This is a genomic window from Winogradskyella aurantia, assembly GCF_002266855.1.
GTDB lineage: Bacteria > Bacteroidota > Bacteroidia > Flavobacteriales > Flavobacteriaceae > Winogradskyella > Winogradskyella aurantia.
In genome coordinates this window covers 57,730-80,567 of sequence record NZ_NGJN01000005.1, presented here as the reverse complement: position 1 = coordinate 80,567, position 22,838 = coordinate 57,730, and the positions used below count along the sequence as shown (strand labels likewise).

The window sequence follows — 22,838 nt, the reverse complement described above, 5'->3', positions numbered from 1 at the left end:
CACTAATTAAAGCTATGATAAAGTTTTTTAGACACTATCCAAATTTAGTTTTTCAAATGAAAAAGCCGAGGTCTATAAGACCTTGGACGAGGATACAGGACCGAACGTTTAGAAACAGTCCAGCGGACTGTTTTAGTGATAGGGCCAGCTTACCGCGTTGGCCATTAAAACTAGAAATATGATAAAATTCTTTCGAAAAATACGTTACGACCTTATAGGGAAAAATAAAACAGGAAAGCCTGCCCACCAGACAGGAAGGTATCTGAAATACGCAGTCGGAGAAATTATTCTAGTGGTTATCGGGATTTTGATAGCCCTCTCAATTAGTGACTGGAATGAAAATAGAAAAAATATTCTGTCGGAAAAAAGATATTTAAACGATTTAATTCAGGACTTAAAAAATGATGCTATTATGCTCAACCAAATTAATATTTTTTTGGAATCTAAATCAGCATCTAAAACAAAAATAGAACCTCTACTTGACGGACATAAAGTAGATATCGATTCTATTGATTATCACTTCACAATTCAATGGGCCGTTAGAAATAGATTTACACCGACAAGCATTACCATTGAAGAATTAAAAAACAGTGGAAAACTAAATATTATAAGAGATATTAATTTGAGGCGACAAATAGTTTCACTTTATAATACATATTCCTACGAGGTATTTTCAGAAGATATGTTCAATAGTGCAAATGTAAAATTAGTTAACCTTGCAGGAACTTATTTTAGAAATGTATTAGAACCGACCAAAGACGAAATTTATGTAGCACTTGAGGACAATGAATTTATAAATGGTATTAGAGCCAATTTCACTTTTGCACGGATGGACGCTATAAATGATTTAAGAAAAAGATGTTCCAGTTTAATTCAAAACTTAGAAAAGTATAAAGCCGAGGTTCATGGTTAACTCAGAAATATCTAAAGCTAAATAGTGCGTAGATTTGATGGCTCCGTTACTGGCATCACTTCGACAAACTCGGATAGGAATACGAGAATTGTTGAAATCTACCCACCTTACCACAAACAGGTTTGCTTATGTCCATTTAATTTGTATTCGTTAAATTAGATTCAGAAATACGCAACTAAATCGTTAACAAACAGGCTAAAGAGAATTAAAACAACCTGATGCAAGTAATTGAACAGAACTAATTATGGATAATAGAGTAACTCATTTTGAAATTCCATGCGATGACCCTGAAAAAACCATGGCATTTTTCAAAACTGTATTCAACTGGTCCTTTAAAAAGTTTGGCGATCAAGATTATTGGTTTACGCATACGGGAGATGACAGCACACCTGGGATTAATGGAGCTATAATGAAGAAAAGAGACCCCAATCAGCCAATCACAAATTCTATTTCAGTTGAAGACATAGATAAAAGTATGGAAGCCATAGAGAATTCGGGAGGTACCATTGTTGTTCCCAAAACTCCTATTCCAAAATCTGGTTGGTTGTCTTTTTTTAAAGACCCAGATGGGAATATTCATGGACTTTGGCAAGATGATAATAATGCACACTAAAACGTATGGACAAGGCACTAAAAACGATGATTGAAAATATGCCTGAAAAAACAGGTAAATCATTAGAGGAATGGAAAAAAATATTAGACACAAAGTCTTTCACTAAACATTCGGAAAGCGTTAACTATCTTAAGTCAGAACATAACGTTACACACGGGTTTGCGAATACAATTGTAGTACTATCGAAGGAAGATGATAAAACATCAGACGACCTTGTAGAATCTCAGTACAAAGGAAAAGAAGCGTTAATTCCTATCTACAAGGAACTGATCAAGTATATTCAATCTTTAGGTTCTGATGTTACAATAACGCCTAAAAAAGGGAGTGTGAGCATTATTCGTAATCGACAATTTGTATTGATTAAACCTGCTACCAAAACAAGAATAGACTTAGGCCTTAAATTAAAAGACAAACCGATTACCAATAGACTTGAAAACTCTGGCCCTTTTGGCACAATGTGTACGCATAGGGTAAGATTGACTGATGCATCCGAAATTGATGATGAATTGAAAAGTTGGATGAGAGAAGCATACGAGAAATCACAATAAACCGACGACACCAATAGATTCAACATCATAGTAGCCTACGGGATATCACGATTCAAATACTAAAAGTTATAGCTCACAATATTCATAAAAATAGCCATTTTATAAATAGGAATTTATCCGTTCGCTGTGCTCCGGTTGACAAAAGCTAGCTTTAATCTGCATGACGTCACTATAATTTACATCTCGGCGTGCGAGGCTGCTTGACCATCAAGAATTCCAAATAAGGACCAAGATTATTTCTCCAATTATTGCTTCAGAATTTAGTGACTTTTGATACAAGATACGCGATTGCGTTTAGCAGATCGTTTCAGTTAATGTCACTTAACAGCTAACCAATGATATTATCGAGCCAATATTTACATAGTAAATCAAATGTCCCGTGGACATTTAAGGGAGATAGCCACTTGCGGACATAATAAATGCTTAAATTAGATTTATGATAAAGTGTTTTACTATCCTAGTATAATTTTGCCTTTGCAAAATCAAAGGTCTGGTAGACCTTTGCTGTGCAGACAAACTGTACTTTAAGCATCAGAAAATGATAAAATTCTTTCGAAAAATCAGATATGACCTCATGGAGAAAAACAAAACTGCAAAGTATTTTAAATATGCTATAGGTGAGATTATTCTCGTAGTTATTGGAATATTAATTGCTTTACAAATTAACAACAGTAATGAATTAAGAAAAGAGAAAGACCAAGAAGCTATAATTCTTTCAGACATTAAAGAGGATTTTATAGCCACACGTTTAAATTTTCTTGAAACTATAAAGAATCAGGAACGGTCTATATTGGGTTCTCGAGATTTAATTGACGCTATAGAAGCTCAAGATTATTCAATTCATCCAGATATTATTAGAGAATATATTCGCAGGGGTGCCTTTTCAGACCATCGAGCGGTAGCGGTTACGGGAAGTTACAACGCAATTATAGGTTCAGGAAAAACCTCTATCATTAAAAATAAAGAATTGCTCAAAGCTTTAGCAAACTTCTCTTCGCAATACCAAGCTGGTTTTGAAGATGAAGCTAAATCTGATAATCTTTTAAATTTAATGATGACCGCTTCAAAAGATTTTTTTCCACCTTTAAGCGATGATGGCATGAGGAGATCTATTGCTCTTAAAAAGAAATACACTTTAAAAGAAAAAGAAATAGCAGTTAAGAATCTTTATGAAAATGAATCATTTTTAGCTTTTTTGATTCAAAAAACGAAACGGGAAACCGGTAGAGTCATATACCATAAGAACCTGCTCAAATCTTTAAATAAGGTTTTATATCAGTTTAATTTTAATGAACTCACACCCGAAAAAGAATTATACAGCAAATACATTGGAAGCTACACCAATAAAGCTGTTGAACCCATAGAAATTAGTTATGCCAATGAATCTCTATATGTTACTGGGTGGGGCGGAGCAAAATCGCGACTCGTACAATTGAATAGTTCTCTTTTCTACGCTATTTACTGGAGTCAAACCCTAGAGTTTAGAAGTGATGATAATGGTACAAACAAAGTTTTAACCCAATTTATTGACAGAGATCCAATAGAATATGAAAAGGTTGAAAACTAACCTAAGCAGAAACGAGTAAAATTAATGGCGCTGTCCCCCCCTACTTAGGGAATTCCACGAGAAATTAACTTGGTGTGTACCTGCCGGCAGGCAGGCAGGCTTGCAAGGTCTAGTGCCGGAACCTGCAACTTCACATAGTCGAGGGCGTTGTATTGGTCAAAACCCTTGATCAATATTAAAGTCATATAGTTGAATACTTCTTTTTCAATATATTCACTTCAAAGGTATCCATAAGACCTAGTTTAACAGTATCTTTACCGCTTTTGACCTTGGTATATTCCACTTTACGGTTTGCACTAAATAATACATGTCCAAATTACCTAAAAAATATAAATTTGTTGATCTTTCAGATTATGGAAGACCTATAGCAAAAGTCATAGCGAACCAATTAAAAAATACTTCTTTCACACCAATTCACGTTACTATTGCATTTATAATATCTGGTCTCATTGCCATTTATTGTATTATTCAAGGGTATTTCTGGCTAGCTGCATTCTTTTTACTATTAAAGTCCATTTTAGATGCAGCAGATGGTGAATTGGCCCGTGTGAAACAAAAACCATCTTATACGGGTCGTTATTTAGATTCTGTAGCAGATATTATATTGAACGCTCTATTTCTTTTTTCCTTATGGTATATTACCGACACTTCTTTATGGTTATACCTTCTAGCGTTCATAGGCTTGCAACTACAGGGCACACTATACAATTACTACTATGTTATTTTAAGAACGAATGTTTCTGGAGACACTACTAGTCGTGTGTTTGAAAACAAAACACCAATAGCGCTAGAAGGTGAAAAACAAAAGCATGTTAATATTCTTTTTGGTTTGTACAAACTATGTTACGGTGCTTTTGACAAGACCATTTATGCCTTCGATAGCAATGCTCCTAAAGGTATAGTTTTACCAAATTGGTTGATGACAAGTGTTTCTACGTTTGGTTTGGGTTTTCAATTGCTGGTAATTGCAGTTATGCTTGTATTAGACTTAAAAGCCTTTATTCTACCTTTCTTTTCAGTTTATTCAGTTATGATTTTTGTTTTTATCGGTATCAGAAAGTTTTTCTTTCAAGACCTAAAGGGAAATGAAAAAATATACAACTGATTTAAGCAATGATTTGAGAGTCGGAGATGCAGAAAAAAATAATGGTTTAACAATTGTTATGTGCCATCCATGTCGACAAATCGGTAATGCTACTAGAACTGGAACCGAACTGATTTTGACTGACAAAATTTGAAAATAAGTAATTGACAAAACAACAATTCCGGCATTTAAAAATGGAAATAACCGTAGTTTGTAAAACAATAGCTATAATCGATTGTGGCAGAATTTCCTCTCGGAAATTCTCTATGTATTTGCTACCTTTGGTTTAGCCAGTGACAGCCCAACTGCGGACGGACAGGTTCCCCTGCGCTCGCATCTATGGGATTTGTACCTGCCTCCCGGCAGGCAGGTTTGCTAAATTAGGTGATTAACCACTCAACGAAGTCATTGCAGAAACTGATGGGTGTAATAATTTCTAAACAAGGCCTAACCAAAAAACTGACCTAGTGCAGATGGTTGTTGTAGCAACCAACCTGTTAGGCTAAATCGTGGTTTATTAGATGCCAACACAGCATGTGGAACGCTCGCACTCTTAAACATGACACATCTTGCTTCAATGGGTTCCACCAGGACGGATGAGCCATCTTTCAAGAAAATCTCCAACTCACCGCCATCCCCTTTTTTCCAGTCTTTATTCAAGTAAATAACCATACTTATGGTACGATTATTTCTATTATTAAATTGATCTAAGTGTTTGTCATAATGCCCACCTCTTGGATAATGTGCTAAATGGAATTCATAACCAGATAATCCAAGAAAACAATAGCGATTGTACACGTACAAGGTTTCATCAATCAAACACCAAATTTCGTTCAACTCTGAATCTCTTTTTCTGTCTAGCCAAAACGTATAGTCGCCGCGTATGTCTCTGCGAATAACATGGTCGCCCAATGCTCCTATTCCAGCCTTTGTAAATCCTTCAAGATGAGATTCAAAAAAAGACTGAATCACATTCAATCTATGCTCATCCAAAAATTCATCTACGATAACGAAATCATTTAAGGAAAGCTCATCCATCCAGGAAAGCCAATCCTCTAGCTTGTGGCAATTTTCCAATTAATTCAAAAAAGTTGGTAAATATAATTCATTTCCTAATAGAAAATTTGAAAATAACTGCCCCCAACGAGTCCAGAAAGCAACTTAATTCTTGTGATGTTTATGTTCTATCTGAATTCATGAATTTTGCTCGCGCGATTATCGTACCGTTTCTATCGAATTTAGAATTTGAGCTTTAATGAAGTATAGCGTCAGACGGTCGGGGCTTATGGATAAATTATGACCAATTTGAACGGAATACGTTTTTGGATTCCTGGATTTCAAATAAAAATAAGTATTGGTTACAATGGCTATAATACATTGTGGAGGAATTTCCTCTCGGAAATTCCTTTTATATTTGTTATCTTTGGTTTAGCTAGCATTGGCCCAACTTCGAATGGGCACGTTAGCTAAATTGGTCCACAAAACCATTTCACAATGACTCAAGATGAATAAAGTAGCGAACTGACGGTATAACCTATAGCAAAAACGCTGGCATTCATTGAGGCAAAAATGTTAAAAACGAGACTTATGAGTAATTTATCAAAGATTAAAACAGAAATTGAAAATTATGCGGGTAAATCAAGTCTGACCGAAATGCAAATCGTTCAGAAATTAGAAAATCATTACTTCAATAAAAAAGTAAATGAAAATTTAAAGCTCTATAAAAAGGGAAAGAAAAAAGTGAGCGATATAACTAAAGACCTAAAAATATCACCACGGAAATTTTATGCCATTTTGGAAAAGAAAAAAATTGAACATAAGAAATACAAAAAAAATAAATGAAATGAAAAAGCCGAACTATATATTACTACTTATCTTCTTTGTGACTTATAATATGATACAAGCTCAAGAAGAAAAAGAATCAAAGTTTAATCTCATCGGCTATGGTGGTATAGGTTACGGCATTGTGGAAAATGATAACGAACCTAATTATAACTTGAACACAAATAATGCTGAATTTTTATTGAATTATAAAATAAGTAAAGTTTACGGAATTGCGACTGGAATTGGACTTAATGAGTTGTCTGGAAATGGATTTAATTCTATTGGCAATTTTTATCAGGAAAGAACTTTAATTAAAATTCCATTATTATTAACAATGGACTCAAAAGTGTCTGAACATTTGAGGTTTTTTGCAAATTTTGGTCTTTATGGGCAAACTATTATCAAAGACGACTACAGATATATTAACATTACCCAAAAAAACGCCTATGACGGTTGGAATTTTGGATTCCAAATAGGCGTCGGTTTTGTATTCAAATTGTTTGATGATTTTAGTGCGGGAATCAATTATATTGGGCAATCTGATTTTAGCAAGTTTGAATCAAATAATAATCAAGGCATAAACGACAAGCAAAAAATGAAAAACTTAAATTCACTTGGCGTAATATTTATGATTGATCTATAGAAAAACGCATACACAGAAGCATAATATTTAATTGCTAGCGCAAGCCTACCCACTACCCTTCAAAATCAGAGTATCGGCTTAAGCGCTACTTATTCCTATATTTTGATAAGTAAAAGTCTAATCGTTTATACCATGTTGTTCCGTGCCTAGGCGCAGATTAATTGGTTTAAAAAAATCATTGTCCTAAATATTTGTTATCTTTAATACACTTGGCAAACCTCTATTTTGCTCTAGTGTTCTATCGCATTACAGATAACTTTAAAACTAAATTATGAGCTATTATTTTAACAAGGTATTAAAAGGTAAAAGCTTCGATGAAGCCATTGACCAAGTCACAGCTGAATTAAAAAAAGAAGGCTTCGGTGTGCTCACTGAAATCGATGTTAAAAAGACATTAAAAGATAAAATAGATGTTGATTTTAAAAAGTATCGGATTTTAGGGGCTTGCAACCCACACTTTGCCCATAAAGCATTGCAAAGTGAAGATAAAATAGGCGTTTTATTACCGTGCAATGTTATTGTGGAACAGCATGAAAATGGAGATATTGAAGTTTCTGCCGTAGACCCAATTGCTTCCATGGGTACAGTTGAAAATAAGAACTTAGGAAATCTTGCATCAGAAGTTCAACAAAAGCTCATTAAGGTAGTCAACAGCCTTAATTAAACCCCTTTGGTACACTTAATAATCAACACTAACTCTAATAAACAACCATGAAACATTTAACAGCATTAACACTCATCATAGTGCTAACAGCTATGAGCTGTACATCTAATCAAAAAGAGAATAACACTAATGTAAAAGAAAGCGCTTACTTCGATTACTCTAACAGCGATGACCAAGTTACGGGTGGTATTAAAATGATTCCTATCGAAACGCCCAAAGGGACATTCAATGTGTATACAAAACGCATGGGCAACAATCCCAAAATGCGTGTATTGTTGCTTCATGGTGGGCCCGGAGGCACTCATGAGGAATTTGGCAATTTTGAAGGCTATCTGCCCAATGAAGAAATCGAATATATTTATTACGACCAACTCGATTCTTATTACAGCGACAAACCCAACGATTCTACCCTTTGGACCACCGAACACTATGTAGAGGAAGTTGAGCAAGTGCGTAAGGCATTAAACCTAAACAAGGATAATTTTTATCTTCTCGGACAATCCTGGGGCGGTATTTTGGCTATGGAATATGCTTTAAAATATCAGGATAATCTAAAAGGACTCATCATCTGCAACATGATGGCAAGCGCCCCAGCTTATACCAGATACGCCAATGAGGTCTTAGGTCCGCAAATGGACCCTGAGGTTCTTAAGGAAATTATGGATATGGAGGCAAATAATGATTTTGACAATCCAAGATACAGCGAGCTTTTAATGACTCATTATTATACGAAGCATATTCTGAGAATGCCTCTAGAAAAATGGCCAAAGTCAATAAACTTATTGTTTGAGCACCTGAATCCAAATATTTATGTATATATGCAAGGTCATAGTGAATTTGGGATGACAGGTAATGCGACCCTGAAAAATTGGGATGTATCCAATAGGCTAAAAGAAATTAAAGTGCCAACCTTAATGCTTGGAGGCAAGTACGATACCATGGATCCAAAATACATGGAATGGATGGCTACAGAGGTCCAAAACGGCAGAAGTGTAATCACTAACGGAAGCCATTGTTCTCAATTTGACGACCCAGAAAACTTCTTTACAGGATTGATAACTTTTATTAAGGATGTAGATTCTGGAGATTTTCAATAAGTTTATATTAGTTCGATTATTCACAATAAAAAAGCACTTACATTGCTGTAAGTGCTTTTCCTTTCATAGCAATTTAAACATTAAATCGCTGGCGCTATTAATCATTAACCATCAACCACAATTGATTAATAGCTAACTGTAGTAATCTGAAAACTATTAATACACTAAACCTTATTATTTAGGCATTACTACAGTGTCAATTACATGAATTACACCGTTACTGCCTGTTACGTCAGTTGCTGTGATTTCACTGTAATTACCGTTTTGGTCTTTCAACCATATTTTTCCATCTTTTTGCATCACCGTTAAAACACCACCGTTTAAGGCTTTTACCTCTACTTGTCCATTGCCTTTCTTCAATGCCGCAACAACATCGCTCGCCATAAGTTTGGCTGGAATAACATGATATGTTAATACGTTAGCTAATGCTTTTTTGTTTTCTGGCTTTAAAAGATTTCCTAAAGCTTCTTTATCAATTTTAGCGAAAGCCGCATTTGTTGGTGCAAACACAGTAAAAGGACCATCACCTTGTAAAGCTCCGACCAAATCAGCAGCCTTTAAAGCTGTTACTAAGGTTGAAAAGTTCTCGTTACTTACTGCTACATCCACAATTGTTTTTTGAGCTGTCGCCTGTTGTGTCAAGGTTAGGGCTACAAAAGTTGTTAAGATAAAAACTAACTTTTTCATAATTTTTTAAAATTTTTGGTTAAACTATTTAATGCACTTTTTTCGTTTTTGAAGTGCTTTCATTTATATTTACACTCGCTCATTTGCTATGGATGAGCAATCTTCAATTTTTGGGAAATTTTTAACACTCATGGAAAACGATACGGCGCTGATAGAACAACTTAAAAAAGGTGATGAGCGCGCATTGTCCGGGCTATACGATAAGTATTCTGCCGCCATTTACAGTGTTATTCTGAAAATGATCAAAGATGAAGGTAAGGCCCAAGATATACTTCAAGAAACATTTTTGACCGTTTGGGAAAAGGCAGAACAATACGATTCTTCTAAAGGACGCTTTTATACTTGGGTATTCCGCATCGCACGGAATAAGACCTTAAATATTCTAAGAAAAAATGAACCGCTCATCCAAAGCGATGATTTAAGTGTATATAAGAATAAAGAAGACGCCATACGTATTGATCCAAAATTTTTAGAGCTCAATGGAGCCATAACCCAACTTGAGCTGCATCATCGTCAAGCTATTGAATTGGTGTACTTTAGGGGGTTGACACATAGGGAAGCACATCAGGAAATGGATGTACCCCTAGGCACATTTAAATCTTACGTGCGGCAAGCGCTTAAACAACTTAGGGCATCTTATGCGAAAGCTATGAATGTGCTATTATTAATACTGTATGTGCTGTGATGATGGATAAGAAAACGATATTAGAAAAAGGACTACTAGAACAATATATACTAGGCGAACTCAGCCTTGAGAAGCGTCATCAGGTGGAGCAAATTTTAAGGGCCGATTCTAAATTGAGAGATGTCTTTGATGCTTTAGAGAGAGATTTAGAACGTTTAGGAATGGATAATGCCATTTCCCCGCCACCTGCGGTAAAGAACAATCTTCTGGACAAAATCAAATCCTCACGCTCCAAAACTGCACAAATTGATTCACAGACCAACAGAACCAACTTTAAGTTTTACTTTGGTATAGCTGCAAGCCTTGCTGCACTTTTACTTGTGAGTTCGTTTTGGATGTATTCGGAATTAAGTAAACTGAAGGGTGAAGTACAAAGCATAGAAACCGAAAATGTAAACCTTAATGGTACGGTTGAGGATTTAAAAGGTAAGTTGACTCAAAATACAGAACTCTATGCGGCCATAACCCATCCAGACACCAAACAGTACATTTTAGAGGGTAACGCTCTAATGCCAGAAGGTAAAATCATAAGCTATGTAAACCGCAGTACCAAATCAGTGGTTATTAATACAGAGCGCCTGCCGAAGCTTGATGAAGCACACGACTACCAGATGTGGGCTGATGTAGAAGGTGAAATGATTAACATGGGTGTTATAGATAAAACCCAGCCCTTAATAGCTATGAATTATATTGATCATTCTGAATCGCTTAATGTTACGATTGAACCTGCCGGTGGTAATGACCATCCCACTGTTGAGCGTTTAGTTACTAACGTAATTTTGAGATAAACTCTGGCAAACGATTGTGGCCACCCATTCTGTATTGGCATAACACCATTTATTACGGCTAGCTTATAGGGAAGTAACCTGAAGGCCGGCTCTCTCTAAAGTTAGGCGAACTAAAAAAGAGCCATTTATAACAATAAATCTTCTAAAGCTGGTCTTAAATTAGCAAACTGAAAATTGTATCCTGTGTTTTCAATTTTTTGACAACTTACACGCTGACTCTCGAATAAAAGGATATGCATCTCACCTAAGACCAACTTCATTACAAATTTTGAAATATTAGGTAAAATCAATGGTTTTTGTAGGACGTTAGCTGTTAGTTCAGTGAGTTCCTTATTAGTTACGGCATTTGGAGCAACGCCATTATAAATACCTTCTAAACCGTTATCAAATACGTGAAGGAATATCCCCGCCAGATCCTCGACATGAATCCAGCTTTGCCATTGTTCGCCACTACCAAACGGAGCACCTGCACCCCATCTAATGGGTTTTACAAGCTCGGGTAAAGCACCGCCATCCTTTGCCAATACCAACCCTATTCTAATTTTAGCGACTTTACAACCCAAGGACTTAAAACCATCGACAGCTGTTTCCCATTCTTGCACAACTTTACCTAGAAAAGTTGGAGATACTGCTGTGAAATCTTCGTCGTAATAATTGGTTAAACTTGATGGATATATCCCTATGGCACTAGCCGAGATGATGTGCTTGATTTTGTAATCATTATACCGAATTGCATGTTGCAATAACTCCGCTGTTTTTGTGCGACTTTCTATAATTTCCTTTTTATAACTTTTGGTCCATCGTTTGGAAATAGACGCACCAACTAAATTAATAACGGTGTCTACGCCAACAAAACATTCGTGATCGATTTCACCATGGGTTGGGTCCCAATAAAAGCCTTTGTAATTTTCAGTATTATTCAGTTTGGATTTGGAGGTCGTTAAATAGTGGACAATGATACCTTTGTCATGACATTGCCTCACAATCTCTTTCCCAATCAAACCCGTTGCACCCGTAATTAAAACGCACTGTTTATCCATGATGTAAAGATAAGAAAGGCTTCAGGCTAAGTATAATACTTTAGTTTGGATTTAACGTTTTAAGAACTCAACGTCTTAACTAAGAAATTTTTCTGCACGCAAACATTGGCTCACTGCGTTTAATCGCCTGTTAAGAACCCTTGTGAGCTCTTAGCATTTCGCGTTTTCCTGGAGGACCAGGTAACCTTTCCACATCAAACCCTACGGATTGCATAGCCCGGCGCACACTGCCCTTTGCCGAATAGGTAACCAAAATACCATTTTCCCTGAGTACATCAAACATCAACTTAAACATAGCTTCCGTCCATAACTCGGGTTGTACTCGAGGACCAAAGGCATCGAAATAAATGATATCATACTGGTCCTTAGTCTTAATGTCCTTAAACAATTTCTTCTGTTTTGCTAATTGGAAATACGACGAAATTTGATGGTTTTCCTCCCAAGGGACCTTGTGAAGCTCATGAAATATTCTTTCGTGATTTGCAGAAATCAATGAGGCATAATTTAATTGCTCTAATTCGGCGTTACGAACAGGATAGGCCTCAATACCCATATAATGGATGGGTTGTTTTAATTTTTCAGCCTCAATCAAAGTTAAAAAAGCATTTAACCCCGTACCAAACCCAAGTTCAAGTATAGATAATTTGTTATGGTCAACAACTTCTACAAAAGCGTTCTGGTGGTCTTGACTACCATAAGAAGAATTGCCAGCATTACAAAAAAAATGCAATCCGTGCTTTATAAAGACATGCTCCGCCTCTTGGATAGCACCGTGAATGGAGTGATACTGTTCATTCCAGTCTTCAATTTGAATGGTTTTTGAACCATCCGAGGTCGTTATAATTCTACGCTTCAACTATTGAATCAGTAATTTTTTGATTTTAGGAATAGGCCCTACACACTCCGTCTTATGACAGGATAGGCAATTAGTAATAGCTGAATTATAACGTTCTTTCAATTCAATATTCGACAAAGTATCCAGTACTGCTTTTTGTGAATCAATAAATACATTCACAAAACTATTCCAAACAGGTGTTCTACTTTTACCGGCAGTCATTTCGGCACTGTGCAACTCCATTAAATCTAAAGGTAAATGTGTAGGGGTCTCCCCCGCTATAATCTGCTGTTTTACCTTTTGATTATAGGCATACATAGCATTCATAAAAGTAGCCATTTCAGAAGGCTGGTACATCACGTACGACTTTTCCTCTGTTACTGACTCCTGCTTTTCGGCAACCTTATCCTTGCAACCCCAGAAACTTAATACTAGAAGACAAAAGCAGATAAACCCATTACTGTTTGAGTAAAACGCCATCGGCTTCAAAACGATATTCCAATTTTGGTTCTGTAATTGCAGCTATTTCCTCTGAAGACTTACCAGCGTCCTCAGCGTAATGTTTCAGTTCTTCAACCGGTGTTTCCGTAATAAAGGCCTTACCGTTAACCACTACCTCACCTTCAGCATTTAAAGGCATAAAGAATCCGTAGTCCTTAAATTTAACCATCACCTGCTTCTCATCGCCCATATCAAGAGTCATCCAACATCCTTTCACAGAACATACTTCCTTAATCTTTCCTCTCATTTTTGCATCAATCGTATCGCCAACTTTTAACCCTTTGTACTGCTCCATCATACCTTCTGCATTTAAAGCATCAGCATCATTTATGTCCATACCGAAGGAAGCATAGGCTATTTCCGGTTTTATGTCTTCTGTTGTTTCTGATGTTCCTTTTTGTTCGTTTTTGCAAGAGATTAGGGCTAATCCCAAGACGAAAACCATAAAAAATTTCTTCATTTCTATAGATTTAAATTGATTTTTAGTGTTGCAAATTTACGGAATATTAAGATAATATTACTTTTTTTTAACGCCTGTGATTTTGTAGTTTTGCACAAATTAAATTCCGACAGTTGATGACAGAAGATACCCCAAACGAAATCGTTGTAGTAAAATCCGAACAGTCTAAAATAAATAGTGTAGATTTTAGTAATCTCATTTTTGGGCGTGTCTTTACCGACCATATGTTTATTTGTGATTTTAAAGATGGTAAATGGCAAACACCACAAATCATACCTTACCAAGCGATGACCATTGAACCATCTGCCAGGGTATTTCATTATGGACAGGCTGTTTTTGAAGGAATGAAAGCTTACAAGGATGAGAATGATGATATCTTTTTATTTAGGCCAGACCAAAATTTTAAAAGGATAAACACGTCAGCTGCCCGTCTTGCCATTCCAGAATTTCCAGAGTCGTATTTTTTTGATGGCCTTCAAACCCTACTAAAATTAGATAAGGATTGGATTAAACCAGGCGTGGGCAATTCACTATACGTAAGACCATTTGTCATTGCAACAGAACCGGCGATTTCTGCTTCTCCTGCCAATCAATATCGTTTTATGATAATTTGCTCTCCAGCGAAAGCCTATTATAACGAACCTGTACGTGTTCTTTTTGCGGAAAAGTTTAGTCGTTCTGCCGATGGCGGTGTTGGTTTTGCAAAAGCAGCAGGTAATTATGCAGCGCAGTTTTACCCTACTAGCCTGGCCCAAAAGAAAGGCTTTCAACAGATCATATGGACCGACGCCTCAACCCACCAATATCTCGAAGAAGCAGGAACGATGAATATCTTCTTTAGAATTAACGATAAACTTGTTACAGCACCTAATAACGATAGAATATTGGACGGTGTAACCCGTAAAAGCGTTATACAATTGGCTGAGGACCTAAATATTGATTGTGAAGTACGTCGCGTTAGTGTTGAGGAAATAAAATCTGCAGCCAAAGATGGAAGCTTAAAGGAAATATTTGGTGCAGGAACAGCTGCCGTAATTAGTCCAGTGTCAGCTTTTGAGCATGGTGGTGATGTTTTTGAAATAGAGCAAATGGAAAAGGATTCTTATGCTAGCTTGTTTAAGGAAAAACTTTTACAGATTCAGCATAACCTATCTGAAGACCCACATCATTGGCGATATAAGGTAAAATAAGGCCTGGTTTCCGGCACATTTATTTTATAATTACAATCTACGACTTATCGAGTATGGATTTAATGTTGGGCTTAAAATAGTTGGGGCCTTTCAATACCTTGCCGTCCTCCCTATATATAGGTTCTCCATCATTACCCAGCTTACTCATATTGCTACGCTGTATTTCTTCGAAGACTTCTTCTATTTTGTATTGTAGTCCATGTTCTATAATGGTCCCGCACAGGATATAGAGCATGTCGCCAAGAGCATCTGCAACCTCAACCAAATCATTGTCATTTGCAGCCTCAAGATACTCCTCGTTTTCTTCGCGCATCAGTTTATAGCGCAGCATATTTTTCTCTAGACCTAGATTGGCTTTTGGTGTTTCGCGATGACCTATTTTAAAGGCTGTATGAAAGGTTTTGACAGCATTGATCTTATCTTGCATGGTTTTGACTTTTTAACACGATTAATTCTTAAATTTGCCTAAAATTAAAAGAATGTTTTCGAGTGGTCAACTGATTTTTGCATTATTATTCTTTGTAGCCTTCGTCATTATTATTTCCATTCAATATCGCAAGGATTTAAAACTTCATAAGCGCTATTATAAAGGCACAGTTTGGATATTGATTGCATTCATTGGGTTTATTGCAATGCTTGCTACGGTTAAATTTTTATTTATGTAAAAGACATTTTCGATATTTAAATCAAAGCTCCCGTTCTACAGGGAATAATAACTTCCGTTTACATCGAATGTATTAAAAAGCCTTAAAATAAAAAAGCAACCTCATTTAGGTTGCTTTTTCTTTCTTTTTCAGTTTAATCTAATTGACTTCTGGCAAATGATTATACTTAGCACTATAGTTTAGCATTTGTTCCGGAAAGCCTTCTGGCTGGGTAACCTTAATCGCCGTAATTTCTCCTGAATCATTCATCTCAGGTACAAGCACCGGATTTACAAAACCACTATAAGGCGCCGACGTAAACTGCTTGTTACGCTCTAAAACCTCGGCATGTATGTCTTGATCCACCTTAACTCCATAACCTTCAACCAGAGCTTCAACAGCTTCATAATCGCCTTCAGATTTAATGCGTTGAGTTTCCCTTAAAAGTTGCCCGAATAAGTCGTGTAATTTTTCATAGTCATTAATATTAAAGTAGGTCTTACCATCCCGTGTTACTTTTTCAATGACATTATCGGCCTTACCCTTTTCATATACCCAAGCACTAACCCACTGTCTATTTCGCATGTGAGCTTCCTCTACATCATCCCCTAAATTCAACCGAATTAATTGGGTCATTAAGCCATTTCTAATATACCCATCATAAGCCGCCATACCAACGTTCTTCCAATCAACGACTAAGCCTAAATCCTGTAATTTTGAATCGTAGAGGTAATATAAGCCCACCAAATCAGCTCTGCCTTCCTCTAAGGTTGAAGCATAATTCTTTAAGGTTTCTTTAGTTTCACCAACACCAGGATTTAACTGCCCTGAGGCGTGCCCTATAACCTCGTGTAAGGCCGTATGGAGCTTATCTGCAAGCTGACCATATTCTTTTTCAAGTTGATATTCCTCATCATCGTGGACAAATTCCTTGAGTCGACCAGAGCTCCCGGCATTATTATACGCATTGATAATATTGCCCAAGGATACGGACTTACTGCCCACTTCTTTTCTTATCCAATTGGCATTTGGTAAATTAACACCAATTGGGGTACTAGGAGAAGCATCACCAGCCTCACCAGCAACATTCACGACCTTATAGGTGACACCAACAACATTTTTCTTTTTATGGGTTTCAATTAATGGGGAATTATCCTCAAACCATTGTGCATTATCTGATAGTACCTTCATTTTTTGCGACATATCAAAATCATTGATTTGAACAATAGTTTCGTAGGAGCCTCTATAGCCTATAGGGTCATTATACACCTCTATAAAACTATTGATGTAATCGACATTACCAGCTGTAGCAGCAGTCCAAGCAACGTTATAGTCATCCCACGTTTGTAAATCGCCAGTTTTGTAATACTGAATCAATAAGCCAATAGCATCCCCTTGAGCCTTATTCTCAGCAACACCCTGGGCTTTCTCTAACCATTTCACAATTTCATCTATAGCACTGCCATAAAGACCTCCAGACTTATACACACGCTCTTTTAATTCACCATTTTCCTTGACCAATTGCGAATTTAATCCAAAGGATAATGGCCGTTCTGGATTTGGAGATGTTTTATTCTTATAAAAATTAATGACGTCCTCGGTAGTGACATTTGGCCCATAGAAATTTACAGCAGATAAAGCCACATTATCAACACCTTTAGCTTGATTTACTTTTTTTGCATCTTCATTATTGAAAATAACATCAAATGCTTCACCATCCAGTGTGGTATTGCTATTAGCCAAAAGAGAATTGAGGTAATCCTCAGAGAAATTGGGTTTTAGCTTATCATTTGAATAATGGTGGTGTATCCCATTGCTAAACCATACGCGTTTTAGATATACTTCAAAAGCCTTCCAATCGTCAGTGGTTTTATCACCATCATAATTGGTATAAATAGACTCGAGAGCCTTGCGAATCTTTAGGTTATGACGATAGTTTTGGTCCCACATAATATCGCGACCGGCCAGTCCTGCTTCAACCAAATAATACACTAATTTTTGTTCCTTTAGACTTAAGTTTTCCCAACCTGGGATTTGATAACGCAGTATTTTAATGTCTGCAAATTGCTCAACATTGTAGTTAAATTCTGTTTGGGTGGTTGATGCTACTTTTTCATCAACTTGGACATTTGCCTCGTTTTTGCACGCCACAAAAAGTAACGCAAAAAAGAGGTAGTACATTAGGGATTTTAATTTCATTCGTATTGTTGATTTTGAGTTATCCACAAATGTAATACTAATATCACATATCATAAAATTGTTATCTTTGGTAAAGGACTAACTCTAATCAATTGATGAAAACCTTTAAATACATCTTACTGCTATTACTTGTGCTAGTCATTGGCTTCTCCATTTATGTTGCAGTGCAACCTAATGATTATAGTTTTAGCAGAAGCCGAATGATAAAGGCTCCAAAGTCCTTGCTTTTTAATAAGGTGAATGATTTTAAAAACTGGCCGAGCTTTTCACCATGGATTGAGCAAGATACCGAAGCTACTCTGACTTACGGCAAAAAAACTTCGGGAGAAGGTGCTTGGTATTCATGGGAAGGTGAAGTTCTTGGAGAAGGGACCATGCGAACTTTAGAAGTAAAAAACAATACAAGTATTGCACAAATAATAGAGTTTACGGCACCTTACGAGGCGACATCCAATATTAATTGGGACTTTGAACGTTCTGAAGAAGGGACTAAGGTTACTTGGTCAATGAATGGCAAACAAGATTTCCTCACTAAACTGTTTACGGTCGTAATGGGTTCTATCGAATCTGAAACTGGTCCTAATTTTGAACGTGGGCTCTTTAAACTAGACAGTCTAGTTAATGCAGAAATGAGAGTCTACTCCATAGATGTTAATGGTGTAACACAGCATAGCGGAGGCTTTTACCTTTTCAACACCACATCATGTAAATTTTCTGAATTCCAAAACAAAATGAAAGATATGCTAGCGAAAGTAGGCAGCTATGCATTAACACATAATATCAGTCGGTCTGGGGCACCATTTGTACTCTATCACAAATGGGATGAAGGAAATAACGCCGTCATTTTCTCTTCCTGTTACCCTACCAATTCAAAAATAATCACAGACGATCCCGATATTCTTACAGGACAATTAAACGCTTTTAAAGGTGTTAAAACTACTTTAAAAGGGAATTACGATAATCTTAAGGAAGCATGGGAAAAAACCATGGCTTACATTGAAACTAATAGTTTGAAAATAGACCCTAAAGGCCCTATGTTAGAAACATATGTTACCGACCCAATACTTAAACCAAACCCAGCAGACTGGGTAACCGAAATTTTTGTTGCAGTAAAATAAATGAAACAACTTATACTGGTTTTTATTGGTGGTGGAATAGGAAGCGTTTTACGTTTTATAATCGGAAAATGGCTCAACAGTACTTCAGATGGTATTCCCTACGGCACATTTGCGGCGAATATTTTAGGCAGCTTATTAATTGGCATCATCTTAGGAATGGCAGCCAAACAGGACAGCCTCTCTCCTAGCCAAACCCTTTTCCTAGCAACTGGTTTTTGTGGTGGCTTCACTACTTTTTCAACCTTTGCCTACGAAAATCATGTCTTTTTAAAATCTGGTGACTTCACAAGCTTTGCCATCTATACCATTAGTAGTTTTATAATAGGTTTTTTGGCTGTATTTTTTGGGATGTTTTTAGTAAAGTAGGCTCATCCACTGCGAGCGCTATAGGTTTTTCTTAACCTTGCAAATCCTCTATTTTTTAAAAGCCTTTACACCAGCGGTTACTTCTATATCTAAATAATTGGAACGTGGCACTATAGGGCAAGAGAATTTTTCGTTGTAGACACAATAAGGATTGTAGGCCGTATTAAAATCAATCAATATGGTTTCGCTATCTGGTATTCTCAAATCGACATAACGTCCACCCCCATAAGTACTTTCGCCGTTGGTATCATCTAAAAAGGGTAAAAAAAGATAATCCTCAAGGCCTTCAGTATTCATATTTTCCTCGCCTTGATACACCTTAAGCTGATACGGTTGTCCTTTTAATTTAAAACTTAATATTCCAAAAACGCGCTCCTTAGAAATACGATCCGTTGTGGTCTTCATGCTGAACCATTCCGAGTCTGGTGTGCGCTTTAGTTCGGCCTCAACCACAAAAGTAGAGTCAAAAGGAAAGAAATCGAGACCTTTGAAGGCTTTTAAATCTTTGGCTTTTAATGGAGAGACAGAGGCATCTTTAAATTCAGCATTCAATCTTTTTTGGAAATCGGTCTCTCCTAAAATAGGGGTTTTAGAATTTGAGCATGACAAGGAAAGCCCTAATAAAATCATAAAAAAATAACGCATCGTGCTTAAATTTTAATGTATCAAAAATACGACTTATCTTCGATAAAAAATTGATGGAAGAACAAGCTACAGATGTACTTATCGTTGGAGCAGGTCCTATTGGTATTGCTTGTGCCTTGGCCTGTAAGAGGGAAAATTTAAACTATATCGTGGTTGAAAAGGGCGCCCTTACCAACGCTTTATATAACTATCCGTTGAACATGACTTTTTTTTCTACTTCAGAAAAATTAGAAATTGATGGTATTCCCTTTATCAGCAATACCCCAAAACCGTCACGAAACGAAGCTTTAGAATATTATCGGCGAGTAGTAACCTCCAACGATTTAAAAATTAATTTATATGAAACAGTAGGTACCATTACCCCTCAAGAATCTGGTTTTTCAGTCAGCACGGACAAGGCACACTACCATACTCAAAAAGTCATTATTGCCACGGGATTTTATGATATTCCCAATTTGCTTAATGTTTCAGGTGAGGAAAGCCCTAAAGTCTTTCATTATTATAAGGAAGCCCACCCTTTTAGCTTACGGCATGTTGCTGTAGTTGGCGCAAGTAATTCTGCCGTCGATGCTGCTTTGGAAATCTATCGTAAAGGTGGTAAAGTCACCATGGTAATAAGAGGCGATAATGTGGGCGAACGCGTGAAGTATTGGGTAAGACCAGATATAATGAATCGCATAGCAGAAGGAAGTATAAAGGCCTACTTCAATTCAACAATAAAAGCCATAGAAAAGGATAAAATCACCATTAGTACACCAAAAGGTGATGTCACGGAACCGAATGATTTTGTGTTGGCCCTAACCGGTTACAAACCCAATTTTAAATTTTTAGAAGATTGCGGTATTACATTTTCCAAAGACGAAAAACATATACCACATTACAACGAGGAGACTATGGAAACCAATGTGAAAGGTATTTACCTAGCCGGAGTTATCTGTGGCGGAATGGAAACCCACAAATGGTTTATAGAAAACTCAAGGATACATGCTAAACTAATTATAAAACATATCTCAGCCGAATTGTCTTAGAGGCTAATTTTTAATCTATCCTTTAAAATATCGTTTTAATTAAAACTTCTAGGTGGGGTATAATCAATATTGCGTATTTTTAAATCAACTATTTCAAATTCCATGAAAAACACGTCCTTCCTACTCGTTTATTTAATTCTCATTACAGCCTTCTGCTTTCTAAATGCTCAGAATACCAGTCTTGGTGATGGCCCTTATGAACAACTTATTATTAGAGGAGTGACCTTAATAAATGGTGATGGTGCGCCACCGAGAGGGCCAGTTGATATAGTCGTTGAGAGCAATACAATCAAAGACATCAAAGTTGTTGGTTATCCTGGTGTTGAAATTAAGGCTAGCGATAGACCTCAACTGAAACCGGGAGGTAAAGAACTAGACGCTTCAGGCATGTATTTATTACCCGGATTTATTGATATGCACGGGCATATTGGTGGTGTGGCTCAAGGTGCGGATTGGGACTATGTTTTTAAATTATGGATGGCGCATGGCATAACTACAGTAAGAGAGCCGAGCGGACGCAGTATTGATTGGACATTAGACTTAAAACGAAGAAGTGCAGAAAATTCTATTGTGGCTCCTCGAATTTTCGCCTATACAGGATTTGGGCAAACTACTAAAACCTTTAATCCCTTAAACGATACACCCATTAGTACACCTGAGGCAGCAAGAGCATGGGTAAGAGCCAATGCCAAAAATGGCGCCGATGGTATAAAGTTCTTTGGAGCAGAACCAGAAATCATGGCAGCAGCTTTAGATGAAAACAAGAAATTAGGATTGAGGTCGGCTTGTCATCACGCCCAATTGAGTGTCGCAAGATGGAATGTTTTACATTCTGCTAGAGCTGGGCTAACCTCAATGGAACACTGGTATGGCTTACCGGAAGCCTTATTTGAAGACAGAACCGTTCAGGATTATCCACTAGATTATAATTATCAAAATGAACAAGATCGGTTCGAAGAGGCTGGAAAACTCTGGAAACAAGCAGCCAAACCCTATTCTGAGCACTGGAACGGCGTTATGAATGAATTATTGGAATTAGATTTTACCATAGATCCAACATTCAATATTTACGAGGCAAGTAGAGACCTGCATCGGGCTAGACGAGCAGAATGGCATGAGGATTATACGCTGCCATCACTATGGAAATTCTACGAACCAAGTAAGGTTAGTCATGGCAGTTATTGGCATTATTGGGGTACGGAACAAGAAATAGAATGGAAACAGAATTTCAAGCTTTGGATGACTTTTATAAATGAATACAAAAATAGAGGGGGTCGGGTGACTGCTGGGTCAGACTCTGGTTTTATCTATCAGCTATATGGCTTTGCCTATATCCGGGAATTAGAACTTTTGCGTGAAGCAGGATTTCATCCACTGGAAGTCATTAGATCAGCTACACTTAATGGTGCCGAAGCGTTGGGCTGGGACAATAAAATTGGCTCCGTCCAAATTGGTAAACTAGCCGACTTTGTTATTGTTGAAGAAAATCCTCTAGAAAATCTTAAAGTACTTTATGGCACAGGTGCTATTAAATTGACAGAGGACAATGAGGTTGTGAGAGTTGGTGGCGTTAAGTATACCATTAAAGATGGAATTATTTATGATGCTAAACAACTCTTAAAAGACGTCAAGGAGATGGTCGATACAGAGAAGGACAAAACAGGTTGGGTATTGAAGCAACCTGGGATAAAAGAGTAAA

General features: G+C 36.9%; 26 protein-coding genes. 17 read left to right on the top strand and 9 right to left on the bottom strand.

Annotation, left to right across the window (positions count from 1 at the left end):
- Positions 1-178 precede the first annotated feature (178 nt).
- The 5 genes from CA834_RS10065 to CA834_RS10045 all read left to right on the top strand — a co-directional run bounded on the left by CA834_RS10065 (position 179) and on the right by CA834_RS10045 (position 4,746).
- Positions 179-913 (top strand): DUF6090 family protein, encoded by a 735-nt coding sequence (locus CA834_RS10065; RefSeq protein WP_133085484.1) that lies wholly within the window; start codon positions 179-181, stop codon positions 911-913.
- Between the two features lie 244 nt (positions 914-1,157).
- A complete protein-coding gene (locus tag CA834_RS10060) occupies positions 1,158-1,526 on the top strand; it encodes a VOC family protein (RefSeq protein ID WP_094968576.1) in 369 nt (122 codons plus the stop codon).
- Between the two features lie 5 nt (positions 1,527-1,531).
- Entirely contained in the window at positions 1,532-2,074 is a 543-nt protein-coding gene (locus tag CA834_RS10055) for a DUF4287 domain-containing protein (protein ID WP_094968575.1), read from the top strand.
- A gap of 538 nt (positions 2,075-2,612) precedes the next feature.
- Positions 2,613-3,641, top strand: coding sequence for a DUF6090 family protein (locus CA834_RS10050; RefSeq protein ID WP_094968574.1), 1,029 nt, complete (start codon positions 2,613-2,615; stop codon positions 3,639-3,641).
- A gap of 307 nt (positions 3,642-3,948) precedes the next feature.
- Positions 3,949-4,746: a CDP-alcohol phosphatidyltransferase family protein gene (locus CA834_RS10045; protein ID WP_094968573.1), complete on the top strand. Its 798-nt coding sequence runs from the start codon at positions 3,949-3,951 to the stop codon at positions 4,744-4,746.
- 426 nt (positions 4,747-5,172) lie between these two features.
- Here CA834_RS10045 and CA834_RS10040 read toward each other — a convergent pair whose 3' ends face one another.
- Positions 5,173-5,802 carry a 2OG-Fe(II) oxygenase gene (locus tag CA834_RS10040; protein WP_240507566.1) on the bottom strand — a complete coding sequence of 210 codons (630 nt, stop codon included), beginning with the start codon at positions 5,800-5,802 and terminating at the stop codon, positions 5,173-5,175.
- 510 nt (positions 5,803-6,312) lie between these two features.
- Here CA834_RS10040 and CA834_RS10035 point away from each other — a divergent pair.
- The 4 genes from CA834_RS10035 to CA834_RS10020 all read left to right on the top strand — a co-directional run bounded on the left by CA834_RS10035 (position 6,313) and on the right by CA834_RS10020 (position 8,953).
- The gene (locus tag CA834_RS10035) at positions 6,313-6,567 is read left to right on the top strand and encodes a hypothetical protein (RefSeq protein WP_094968572.1); all 255 of its coding nucleotides are present in this window, start codon (positions 6,313-6,315) and stop codon (positions 6,565-6,567) included.
- A 1-nt stretch (position 6,568) separates the two neighbouring features.
- Positions 6,569-7,192, top strand: coding sequence for a hypothetical protein (locus CA834_RS10030; RefSeq protein ID WP_240507562.1), 624 nt, complete (start codon positions 6,569-6,571; stop codon positions 7,190-7,192).
- A 271-nt stretch (positions 7,193-7,463) separates the two neighbouring features.
- Complete coding sequence (locus CA834_RS10025) at positions 7,464-7,856, top strand: DUF302 domain-containing protein (protein WP_094968570.1); 393 nt, start codon at positions 7,464-7,466, stop codon at positions 7,854-7,856.
- A gap of 47 nt (positions 7,857-7,903) precedes the next feature.
- Positions 7,904-8,953 (top strand): proline iminopeptidase-family hydrolase, encoded by a 1,050-nt coding sequence (locus tag CA834_RS10020; protein WP_094968569.1) that lies wholly within the window; start codon positions 7,904-7,906, stop codon positions 8,951-8,953.
- Between the two features lie 174 nt (positions 8,954-9,127).
- On the opposite strand, the gene CA834_RS10015 is transcribed toward CA834_RS10020, so the two are convergent.
- Positions 9,128-9,640, bottom strand: coding sequence for a fasciclin domain-containing protein (locus CA834_RS10015; protein WP_094968568.1), 513 nt, complete (start codon positions 9,638-9,640; stop codon positions 9,128-9,130).
- A 130-nt stretch (positions 9,641-9,770) separates the two neighbouring features.
- On the opposite strand from CA834_RS10015, the gene CA834_RS10010 reads away from it, so the two are divergent.
- A complete protein-coding gene (locus CA834_RS10010) occupies positions 9,771-10,325 on the top strand; it encodes an RNA polymerase sigma factor (RefSeq protein ID WP_094968774.1) in 555 nt (184 codons plus the stop codon).
- Positions 10,325-11,113 (top strand): anti-sigma factor domain-containing protein, encoded by a 789-nt coding sequence (locus CA834_RS10005; RefSeq protein WP_094968567.1) that lies wholly within the window; start codon positions 10,325-10,327, stop codon positions 11,111-11,113. The genes CA834_RS10010 and CA834_RS10005 overlap by 1 nt, the downstream gene beginning before the upstream one ends.
- 125 nt (positions 11,114-11,238) lie before the next feature.
- Here CA834_RS10005 and CA834_RS10000 read toward each other — a convergent pair whose 3' ends face one another.
- From CA834_RS10000 to CA834_RS09985, 4 genes are all read right to left on the bottom strand, one after another.
- Entirely contained in the window at positions 11,239-12,153 is a 915-nt protein-coding gene (locus tag CA834_RS10000; protein ID WP_094968566.1) for a TIGR01777 family oxidoreductase, read from the bottom strand.
- Between the two features lie 130 nt (positions 12,154-12,283).
- Positions 12,284-13,009, bottom strand: a complete 726-nt coding sequence (mnmD, locus tag CA834_RS09995) for a tRNA (5-methylaminomethyl-2-thiouridine)(34)-methyltransferase MnmD (RefSeq protein ID WP_094968565.1) — start codon at positions 13,007-13,009, stop codon at positions 12,284-12,286.
- Positions 13,010-13,345 (bottom strand): hypothetical protein, encoded by a 336-nt coding sequence (locus CA834_RS09990; protein WP_240507560.1) that lies wholly within the window; start codon positions 13,343-13,345, stop codon positions 13,010-13,012.
- 100 nt (positions 13,346-13,445) lie between these two features.
- Complete coding sequence (locus CA834_RS09985; protein WP_094968563.1) at positions 13,446-13,949, bottom strand: DUF4920 domain-containing protein; 504 nt, start codon at positions 13,947-13,949, stop codon at positions 13,446-13,448.
- Between the two features lie 116 nt (positions 13,950-14,065).
- Between CA834_RS09985 and CA834_RS09980 the strand changes: the two genes are divergently transcribed.
- Complete coding sequence (locus CA834_RS09980) at positions 14,066-15,139, top strand: branched-chain amino acid aminotransferase (RefSeq protein WP_094968562.1); 1,074 nt, start codon at positions 14,066-14,068, stop codon at positions 15,137-15,139.
- A 37-nt stretch (positions 15,140-15,176) separates the two neighbouring features.
- Here CA834_RS09980 and CA834_RS09975 read toward each other — a convergent pair whose 3' ends face one another.
- Positions 15,177-15,566, bottom strand: coding sequence for a pyrophosphohydrolase domain-containing protein (locus CA834_RS09975; RefSeq protein ID WP_094968561.1), 390 nt, complete (start codon positions 15,564-15,566; stop codon positions 15,177-15,179).
- 52 nt (positions 15,567-15,618) lie between these two features.
- On the opposite strand from CA834_RS09975, the gene CA834_RS09970 reads away from it, so the two are divergent.
- A complete protein-coding gene (locus CA834_RS09970) occupies positions 15,619-15,804 on the top strand; it encodes a hypothetical protein (protein ID WP_094968560.1) in 186 nt (61 codons plus the stop codon).
- A gap of 138 nt (positions 15,805-15,942) precedes the next feature.
- Here the strand turns inward: CA834_RS09970 and CA834_RS09965 are convergent, their stop codons facing one another.
- Positions 15,943-17,982: a dipeptidyl-peptidase 3 family protein gene (locus CA834_RS09965; protein WP_094968559.1), complete on the bottom strand. Its 2,040-nt coding sequence runs from the start codon at positions 17,980-17,982 to the stop codon at positions 15,943-15,945.
- A 95-nt stretch (positions 17,983-18,077) separates the two neighbouring features.
- Between CA834_RS09965 and CA834_RS09960 the strand changes: the two genes are divergently transcribed.
- Positions 18,078-19,100, top strand: coding sequence for an SRPBCC family protein (locus CA834_RS09960; RefSeq protein WP_094968558.1), 1,023 nt, complete (start codon positions 18,078-18,080; stop codon positions 19,098-19,100).
- Positions 19,101-19,466 (top strand): fluoride efflux transporter CrcB, encoded by a 366-nt coding sequence (crcB, locus tag CA834_RS09955; protein ID WP_094968557.1) that lies wholly within the window; start codon positions 19,101-19,103, stop codon positions 19,464-19,466. It begins immediately after the preceding gene.
- Positions 19,467-19,514: 48 nt separating this feature from the next.
- On the opposite strand, the gene CA834_RS09950 is transcribed toward crcB, so the two are convergent.
- Complete coding sequence (locus CA834_RS09950) at positions 19,515-20,111, bottom strand: DUF1684 domain-containing protein (protein ID WP_094968556.1); 597 nt, start codon at positions 20,109-20,111, stop codon at positions 19,515-19,517.
- Positions 20,112-20,164: 53 nt separating this feature from the next.
- Here CA834_RS09950 and CA834_RS09945 point away from each other — a divergent pair, with 53 nt between their 5' ends.
- Both CA834_RS09945 and CA834_RS09940 read left to right on the top strand, forming a co-directional pair.
- The gene (locus CA834_RS09945) at positions 20,165-21,139 is read left to right on the top strand and encodes a YpdA family putative bacillithiol disulfide reductase (protein ID WP_094968555.1); all 975 of its coding nucleotides are present in this window, start codon (positions 20,165-20,167) and stop codon (positions 21,137-21,139) included.
- A gap of 102 nt (positions 21,140-21,241) precedes the next feature.
- Entirely contained in the window at positions 21,242-22,837 is a 1,596-nt protein-coding gene (locus tag CA834_RS09940) for an amidohydrolase family protein (protein ID WP_094968554.1), read from the top strand.
- The last annotated feature ends 1 nt before the right edge of the window (position 22,838 follow it).

What these genes read in the sequence shown, in the direction of transcription:
- CA834_RS10065 (WP_133085484.1), top strand. Translation starts at nt 179, where the DNA reads ATGATAAAATTCTTTCGAAAAATACGTTACGACCTTATAGGGAAAAAT.
- CA834_RS10060 (WP_094968576.1), top strand. Translation starts at nt 1,158, where the DNA reads ATGGATAATAGAGTAACTCATTTTGAAATTCCATGCGATGACCCTGAA.
- CA834_RS10055 (WP_094968575.1), top strand. Translation starts at nt 1,532, where the DNA reads ATGGACAAGGCACTAAAAACGATGATTGAAAATATGCCTGAAAAAACA.
- CA834_RS10050 (WP_094968574.1), top strand. Translation starts at nt 2,613, where the DNA reads ATGATAAAATTCTTTCGAAAAATCAGATATGACCTCATGGAGAAAAAC.
- CA834_RS10045 (WP_094968573.1), top strand. Translation starts at nt 3,949, where the DNA reads ATGTCCAAATTACCTAAAAAATATAAATTTGTTGATCTTTCAGATTAT.
- CA834_RS10035 (WP_094968572.1), top strand. Translation starts at nt 6,313, where the DNA reads ATGAGTAATTTATCAAAGATTAAAACAGAAATTGAAAATTATGCGGGT.
- CA834_RS10030 (WP_240507562.1), top strand. Translation starts at nt 6,569, where the DNA reads ATGAAAAAGCCGAACTATATATTACTACTTATCTTCTTTGTGACTTAT.
- CA834_RS10025 (WP_094968570.1), top strand. Translation starts at nt 7,464, where the DNA reads ATGAGCTATTATTTTAACAAGGTATTAAAAGGTAAAAGCTTCGATGAA.
- CA834_RS10020 (WP_094968569.1), top strand. Translation starts at nt 7,904, where the DNA reads ATGAAACATTTAACAGCATTAACACTCATCATAGTGCTAACAGCTATG.
- CA834_RS10015 (WP_094968568.1), bottom strand. Translation starts at nt 9,640, where the DNA reads ATGAAAAAGTTAGTTTTTATCTTAACAACTTTTGTAGCCCTAACCTTG.
- CA834_RS10010 (WP_094968774.1), top strand. Translation starts at nt 9,771, where the DNA reads ATGGAAAACGATACGGCGCTGATAGAACAACTTAAAAAAGGTGATGAG.
- CA834_RS10005 (WP_094968567.1), top strand. Translation starts at nt 10,325, where the DNA reads ATGATGGATAAGAAAACGATATTAGAAAAAGGACTACTAGAACAATAT.
- CA834_RS10000 (WP_094968566.1), bottom strand. Translation starts at nt 12,153, where the DNA reads ATGGATAAACAGTGCGTTTTAATTACGGGTGCAACGGGTTTGATTGGG.
- CA834_RS09990 (WP_240507560.1), bottom strand. Translation starts at nt 13,345, where the DNA reads ATGTACCAGCCTTCTGAAATGGCTACTTTTATGAATGCTATGTATGCC.
- CA834_RS09985 (WP_094968563.1), bottom strand. Translation starts at nt 13,949, where the DNA reads ATGAAGAAATTTTTTATGGTTTTCGTCTTGGGATTAGCCCTAATCTCT.
- CA834_RS09980 (WP_094968562.1), top strand. Translation starts at nt 14,066, where the DNA reads ATGACAGAAGATACCCCAAACGAAATCGTTGTAGTAAAATCCGAACAG.
- CA834_RS09975 (WP_094968561.1), bottom strand. Translation starts at nt 15,566, where the DNA reads ATGCAAGATAAGATCAATGCTGTCAAAACCTTTCATACAGCCTTTAAA.
- CA834_RS09970 (WP_094968560.1), top strand. Translation starts at nt 15,619, where the DNA reads ATGTTTTCGAGTGGTCAACTGATTTTTGCATTATTATTCTTTGTAGCC.
- CA834_RS09965 (WP_094968559.1), bottom strand. Translation starts at nt 17,982, where the DNA reads ATGAAATTAAAATCCCTAATGTACTACCTCTTTTTTGCGTTACTTTTT.
- CA834_RS09960 (WP_094968558.1), top strand. Translation starts at nt 18,078, where the DNA reads ATGAAAACCTTTAAATACATCTTACTGCTATTACTTGTGCTAGTCATT.
- crcB (WP_094968557.1), top strand. Translation starts at nt 19,101, where the DNA reads ATGAAACAACTTATACTGGTTTTTATTGGTGGTGGAATAGGAAGCGTT.
- CA834_RS09950 (WP_094968556.1), bottom strand. Translation starts at nt 20,111, where the DNA reads ATGCGTTATTTTTTTATGATTTTATTAGGGCTTTCCTTGTCATGCTCA.
- CA834_RS09945 (WP_094968555.1), top strand. Translation starts at nt 20,165, where the DNA reads ATGGAAGAACAAGCTACAGATGTACTTATCGTTGGAGCAGGTCCTATT.
- CA834_RS09940 (WP_094968554.1), top strand. Translation starts at nt 21,242, where the DNA reads ATGAAAAACACGTCCTTCCTACTCGTTTATTTAATTCTCATTACAGCC.